At 61.5% G+C, this 709-nt stretch carries 1 protein-coding gene; it reads left to right on the forward strand.

Annotated elements, in window-relative coordinates:
- Window positions 1-709: IS30 family transposase (locus M0534_RS13670; RefSeq protein WP_248569002.1), on the forward strand; the 709-nt coding region annotated here is incomplete at both ends.

Here is a 709-nt window from a genome sequence, read left to right on the forward strand (position 1 = left end):
CTCCAGCGTCGAGTCTCGATCAAGCTCATGCGAGACTGGTCACCTCAGCAGATTGCTGGCTGGCTTAAACAACGCTATCCACACCGTCCCGCTATGCAGGTCTCCCACGAGACGATCTACCGCAGCCTCTTTATCCAGGCACGAGGCGCGCTGAAGAAGGAGCTCATCGCGCATCTGCGGACAAGGCGGACGATGCGCAAGCCGCGTGGCGGTCACAAAACGGCCGACGGGCGTGGACAGATCGTTGATGCCGTCTCGATTCGGGAGCGGCCTGCTGAAGCCGCGGACCGGGCCGTGCCGGGTCACTGGGAGGGGGACCTGATCTCGGGTTCGAACAACTCCCATATCGCCACCCTGGTGGAGCGGCATTCGCGCTACGTGCTGTTGGTCAAAGTCGCCAACAAGCAGACCGAGACCGTGGTCAAGGCGCTAACGCAGGCCGCCCTCCGGCTACCCGAACATCTGCGGCGTTCTCTGACCTGGGACTGTGGCAAGGAGATGGCCGATCACAAACAGTTCCGGCTGGCCACCAACATCGACGTCTACTTCTGTGATCCGCATAGCCCCTGGCAACGCGGCTCGAACGAAAACACCAATGGCCTGCTGCGCCAGTATTTCCCGAAGGGTACAGACCTCTCGGTGCACGATCAGGCCAAGCTCGACCGCGTCGCCCGATTACTCAACACACGGCCCAGGAAGACCTTGCAAT

The organism is Methylonatrum kenyense (assembly GCF_023195885.1).
GTDB lineage: Bacteria > Pseudomonadota > Gammaproteobacteria > Nitrococcales > Aquisalimonadaceae > Methylonatrum > Methylonatrum kenyense.